This window comes from Paenibacillus sp. P4_A7, from assembly GCF_056402455.1.
Genome location: NZ_JBFUHJ010000333.1, coordinates 1 through 6,076, shown reverse-complemented (window position 1 = coordinate 6,076; position 6,076 = coordinate 1). Strand labels below are relative to the sequence as shown.

5 protein-coding genes and 1 riboswitch are annotated in these 6,076 nt (G+C 35.1%); of the genes, 4 read left to right on the top strand and 1 reads right to left on the bottom strand.

Annotated elements, in window-relative coordinates; genetic code table 11:
• The 4 genes from AC1DWN_RS25365 to AC1DWN_RS25350 all read left to right on the top strand — a co-directional run.
• Positions 1–1,277, top strand: a 1,277-nt coding sequence (locus tag AC1DWN_RS25365) for a lipopolysaccharide biosynthesis protein (RefSeq protein ID WP_477561675.1), incomplete at its 5' end; no start/stop codon positions are given.
• A 77-nt stretch (positions 1,278–1,354) separates the two neighbouring features.
• Positions 1,355–4,153: a right-handed parallel beta-helix repeat-containing protein gene (locus tag AC1DWN_RS25360; protein ID WP_477561674.1), complete on the top strand. Its 2,799-nt coding sequence runs from the start codon at positions 1,355–1,357 to the stop codon at positions 4,151–4,153.
• A gap of 134 nt (positions 4,154–4,287) precedes the next feature.
• Positions 4,288–5,190 (top strand): beta-1,6-N-acetylglucosaminyltransferase, encoded by a 903-nt coding sequence (locus AC1DWN_RS25355; RefSeq protein ID WP_477561673.1) that lies wholly within the window; start codon positions 4,288–4,290, stop codon positions 5,188–5,190.
• 107 nt (positions 5,191–5,297) lie between these two features.
• Positions 5,298–5,381, top strand: a riboswitch (cyclic di-GMP riboswitch).
• 17 nt (positions 5,382–5,398) lie between these two features.
• Complete coding sequence (locus tag AC1DWN_RS25350; RefSeq protein WP_477561672.1) at positions 5,399–5,560, top strand: hypothetical protein; 162 nt, start codon at positions 5,399–5,401, stop codon at positions 5,558–5,560.
• Between the two features lie 12 nt (positions 5,561–5,572).
• Here the strand turns inward: AC1DWN_RS25350 and AC1DWN_RS25345 are convergent, their stop codons facing one another.
• Positions 5,573–5,902 (bottom strand): helix-turn-helix domain-containing protein, encoded by a 330-nt coding sequence (locus tag AC1DWN_RS25345; RefSeq protein ID WP_477561671.1) that lies wholly within the window; start codon positions 5,900–5,902, stop codon positions 5,573–5,575.
• Positions 5,903–6,076 lie beyond the last annotated feature (174 nt).

Sequence of the window (6,076 nt, the reverse complement as noted above, 5' to 3'; positions counted from 1 at the left end):
GACTAATTGGACTAATTATTTTAATAATTGGTTTAACCTTATTGCCGTTTCTCAGCTATTTAATGAACGGTGAAACAGATATTCCCTACATCCATATAATATATCTATTATTCTTATTAAATTCGGTTTCATCTTACTATTTTGCATATAAACAATCGATTATTGTTGCAGATCAACAAAATCATATTATCTCGAAAATACATACCCTATTTACGTTTATATCCAATATTTTTCAAATTCTATTATTAGTAAGCACAAAAAACTTCATTGTAGTACTATCCATTCAAATAGCAATCACTATAATGAAAAACATCTATATTTCTCACAAAGCCAATCAGCTATACCCTTATATCAAAGAAAAAAATAATTCGAAATTATCAAAAGAAGATCGACAGAGCTTTTTTAAAAACCTATATTCTCTCATGTTATATAAAATAAGTGGTGTTGTAATTAACGGCACAGATAACATTGTTATATCAGTTTTTATCGGTATTTATTGGGTGGGCATTTACTCTAACTACTACTTAATCATTGCTACACTAAATACTCTTTTGAGTTACATTTTTTATTCCATTACAGCCAGCGTTGGAAATTTAGTTGTTAAAGAAAATGTGGAAAAGAAATATTACGTTTTCCGAATTATTCAATTCTCAAATTTTTGGGTATATGGATTTTGTACGGTTTGCTTATGGTGCTTGTTAAATCCAGTGATATCATTCTGGCTAGGTGAAACGTATTTGATGAGTAATATTATTGTATTAGCAATCATATTAGACTTTTATACTTCCGGAATGCAACATGCCTCTACTACTTATAGAGAGACAACAGGTTTATTTCGAAAGGGAAAATACCGCCCCCTTTATGCTGCTGGTATTAATATTGTCGTCTCTATTGTCTTAGCCCAAACCATTGGAATTGCTGGAGTGTTTTTTGGAACTGTAATAAGTAGATTATGTATATATTTCTGGTATGACCCTTACATCATATTTAAAGATGTATTTCAAAAGCCTATAAAAAGTTATTTTATACGATATTTTCGGTATGGGTTTGTTGTGTTAGCTGCTGTTGTCATCAGTGATATGATCAGTAGCTTTCTGCAAAGCAGTGGATTTTTTGACCTGCTCATACGTGGTGTTGTGTGTCTAATCATACCAAATGTCTTATTTTTTATTATATTTAGAAAACTTGAAGAATTTGAGTATTTATTTAATATCGCAAGGTCGTTTGCCCTCAAGTTAACTTTAAAGCGGTTAGAGAAGAAGACCAGTCCATCGTAAACAAATATATACAAGTCCCCACTCCATTCTACCTCGCTCAACATAGTATATACAAAAGGTAGATGGTGGTGAGGATATTGTCGACTTATTTATTAGAATTAGGACGCTGGAATGTGAAAAACGATGGTACAGATGCCGTTAATACAACACTTGGCATTAATAATGCGATAAGTTGGGCTTCCGGACAAGGCTATTCTATAGTCAGTTTTCCGAAAGGAATTTATCTCATTGATGAAAGAAACTCTGTTAAAGCATTTAGTTATATGACACTAGATCTATGTGGTTCTACTATGCAAGTTCGAACAAATGGATTGGAATCGTATAATATCATTAAGTTTTTGGACGTGAAATATTCAAGAATAACAAATGGGATTATCAGGGGTGATAAAGAAACGCATGATTATTATAGTGGAGCAGTGAAATGGAAACCCAATCAAGCCTATATGGTCGGCAATAAAGTAATACCAACAAGCACTGTGGCTGATTCATCAAGGTATTATTATCAATGCAGTGCGATTACGACAGGTATTTCATCAGCATTAGAACCAATTTTTCCGACAAGCGGTAATAAAGTGGATGGCGGAGTAACTTGGACAACTGTAACAAGAGGGACACATGAAGGCGGGACAGGGGTAAATGTGTTCGGGAATTCTATGTTTGTTTCCATTGATAATCTAGAAATCTACAACTGTACTGGTGATGCAGGCAATTCGACATATTCTTTTCCCTCGCTTTCTGGAACAGGTATTAATGGTTCGGGATTCATAGTTGGAAGTCAATTTGTATTAGGTAGTATTGACTCTGTATCAGGTGCTGATATTACTGCTGCGAATCGGATTCGATCTGGAGTGAAAATCTTAATGAATAATGCCAGTATTGTAGAAGCCGGACAATTTGGTATTTATGGATCAGGCTATGGTGCGCTAGGCTCTGACATTACTGCTACACACTACGACATTTTTTTCTACAGAGCCAATAATTCATTATTAACAGTAAATAAGGACATACAGTTTTTTGATGAAGTAGAAATTCCAATCAACGCTAGTTATGCAAGACTAGTACTGCATCAATCAACTTTGGTTACAGATACAGGATCTTTATTAACAGTTAGAGCAACTAAAATTCCAAGGAACATTTATTTCGAAAAATGTAATTTGCATGATTGCCGTAGACAGGGCCTGAGCCTGCAGGGGAAACATATTTATATTAGTGGTTGTGAAATACATCATATTAAAGGTACTGATCCACAAGGTGGAATTGACATTGAAGATGGATATGACATTAATCAATACTATTATATTGACGGAAATAACTTTCACAATAATAATGGTTACGACTTAATTATTACTAACGGAAAGTATATGAATATAACTGGTAATAGGTTTACTAAAGTAGGGAAATATTTATCCATTTCCATTAACAGGCCTACAGACAAAGTATTGTTATCTAACAATGTGTTTTATCAGTGTTTGGTAGCTATTGGGGCAGAAGCAGTAGTATCCAATAATCAGTTTTTCGGCTGTCCCAATATTGCTATCGGTGATTCTTCAGGTGCTTTAAGTAGAGAGATTATATTGACGAACTGTAGCTTTAATAATTGCCTGGTATCGGTCAGACAATCAAAAGCATATACAATTCAATTCAATGGGTGCCATTTTTATAATGATGATATGAAGCTATTAACATTTACATCCACATCTAACAGCTTGGTATTAAGCGATGCTCCCCAAACATTCTCGAGTTGCAGCTTTCAGGGTGCTGATGCATTGAGTTTAATTAGTAATCTTCCCCACGTGCAGGATGGTTGGATAATGGACAGCTGTCTATTCAATAACGTTAAGGTAGGTAGTGGAGGGCTGCCGTTAGGCGGGACATTTAACAATTGTAAATTTATAAATCTAACAGAGGCATTCAATTTTAACCAAGCAGGATATGAAGTTGAATTTGCTAATTGTAAATTTACATTAACCTCAGGATTAAATTCGAATTATAACTTGTTCACGATTAGCAATCTAAAATCATTTAGAATGACTAACTGTGATATTTCTCATAAAGATGGAATTCTTTATAAGATAAACAGTACAACAGATGATGTGGTCCTTAGAGGTAATCGTATTAATTATCCATCAGGTACTGATTCAAAAGCGATAATAAGTATTGCCTCCAACTTTGCAGGCAATTTGGTTGTAATTGAGCATAACACAATATCATCATCTAATAGAAGAGCTACCATTGAAAACTATTCCAATAACTCTAAAGTTATCGTTCGTAATAATATTCTAAATAACACAACTTTAAGTCTTAAAAATGAAGAGCTGCAGATGAACAACATTATTGATGGTATCGTTGACCCCGCTCTAAAAGGCACAACAATCCCAACTTCAGGGTATTTTAGGAAGGGGCAACTATTTAATAATTCGGATCCGAATGCAGGCGGGTATATAGGGTGGGTTTGTATTGCAGCAGGATACGCAGAAACAACAGCTTGGGCAGCAAATACTATTTATTTGGTTGCAAATAGGGTATATGCAAATGGACATGTATTTGAGAACTCAGTAGGTGGTGCACAATCAGCTAGTGTCGCCCCAGTATTTACTGCCACTGACGGAGCAATAGTAAATGATACAAATGGTATTTTTACTTGGAAAGCTAATACAGCGTACAGCTTAAATAGCTTAGTCATGCCGCTAGTACCAAATGGATATTATTACAAATGTACAGCAGCAGGAACCTCGGGCGTAACACAGCCTAACTTTACATTTGGTGGAGCTTATAATGATGGAAGCGCTAAATGGAGTTATGTAAGACCTTTTGCTGTATGGAAAGAGATCGGTGTTGGTGCTGTATTTAAGCAGTATGGGCAAATATTATTATAAGATCTATTCATATACGTAACTTGTTAAGTATACAAATAGATATTCAACAACCTTGGTCAAGGACTCAAGCAAACTAAGGTTGTTTAGTTTATTCTGGTATTAAAAAAGAGAATTTCACTTGGAGAGTGAAACGAATGACGGAAGCTGTCCTCCCAACAGCTTTTATTTTACAGATCCACAAAAACCCTTCACAAGTAAATACATTTATTAATCAGTTAACTTCAAACGCTTTAGCGGATGTATTTGTTCACATTGATAAGAAAAACCATAGAAAAATAGCTTCTGAAATTGTTGATTCTGATCACGTTACTGTATTAGATGACTGTTGCGAAGTTAGATGGGGAAACATAAGCCAAGTAGATGCGACTATTTTGCTTCTCAGAGCTGTTATAGCATCAAATATTAAGTACGATTATGTATGCCTTAGAAGTGGTCAAGACTTACTTGTGAAAAGCGGACTTAAGGATCATTTTAGGGGAAATGGGGCTAAAATATATATGACATCAACTCCTGTCATTGCTGGCGATATTTCTGCATCACATTCAAATATTAAATGGTTTAAATTAGCTAGAAGACAGTATACAAAGTTTCATCCAATAAGAATTTTCAGAAGTACTATGATGTATATGTACAAGAAAGGTTTTAACTTAATCCCTAATGACCATAAGCTTCCTAAAGGGTACTCCTTGTATCATGGCTCTTCGTGGTTTTGTATTCCACTGGATGTTGCGAGACATATAGTAGAGTTTGTAGATAATAATAAATGGTACTACGAATATTTCGAAAATGCTTTATGCCCTGATGAATGGTTTTTTCAAACTTTGCTAATGAACTCGGAGTATGCAAAGCTGATCGCTAATGACAACCTTACTTATATAAAATGGGGGGACTCTTATAAAACAAGTAATCACCCTCTAATCTTAGGTTCTAAAGATATCGAGTCTATTGAAAAATCAAATAAGTTTTTTGCTAGAAAGTTTGATCAAATAGAAGATGCAGAAACTGTTAGACATTTTAGTGAGAAAATATATATGTAGTTTTTTGGATTATATTCTCGATTCGACAATAATTGCAATTATCTTTCAAATTTCTGGGACATGAAGTGACAACATATGCGTCTGAAGGGGGATATAATACTTATAGTTAGTGAATGGGAGACGTTGAAATGCGTTTATTATCTGGGCACCTTAAACKCATGGAGTCAGTGGTGCAACCGGCCCCGAAATGAATGGGGGACAAGGTGATATGACACTTGGACAAGTAGAAAACATTCAAGATTTGGATATGGAGTGGGTTGAATTAATACTTAGCGCGCGCAAAATGGGTTTTAATACAGAAGAAATCCGCAAAGCACTTCTTTGTATTAAGGAAGAAAGTAAGGCAGATATGCAGGATAAAGCTGTGTAAAAAATTAGCCAGCTAATCACGTTTACTTTTCCACTTATTAAATTCCAAAAACTCTTTGAACTGGTCTTTACTAACACCAGATGCCATAGCTTCCTTAACTAGGTCTGACCACTCACGATCAAGATGTTCAGGATTCTGGTCAGATTGATCGGTATTCAAAAATTCTTCAATAGTTACGTTTAATACTGCACCGACCTTTTCAAGAAACTGGATCGAAGGATTTTGCTGCAGCCCACGCTCTATTGAGCTAAGATAAGACTTTGCAACGCCCGCCCTTTGGGAAAGCTCAGTTAGGGATAATCCTTTTCTCTTGCGCAGCATTTGAATACGTTCTCCAATCATAGCCAATTCCTCCGTTTGTACATAGATGTAAACACACTTCTATTATACCTAATAATTCTCAATTGCGAAAGCTTGTAACCTGAATCCATTCATGCGCTGGTAGTAGGGGAGATAGTGAGGCCTTCTCCTTTTTAAGGAGCTTGTCAGGCCTTTTTATTGTGCAATCATTTAAAT

Excerpts from the sequence above, each read along its gene's own strand:
- AC1DWN_RS25355 (WP_477561673.1), top strand. The coding sequence starts at position 4,288 with ATGACGGAAGCTGTCCTCCCAACAGCTTTTATTTTACAGATCCACAAA.
- AC1DWN_RS25350 (WP_477561672.1), top strand. The coding sequence starts at position 5,399 with ATGACACTTGGACAAGTAGAAAACATTCAAGATTTGGATATGGAGTGG.
- AC1DWN_RS25345 (WP_477561671.1), bottom strand. The coding sequence starts at position 5,902 with ATGATTGGAGAACGTATTCAAATGCTGCGCAAGAGAAAAGGATTATCC.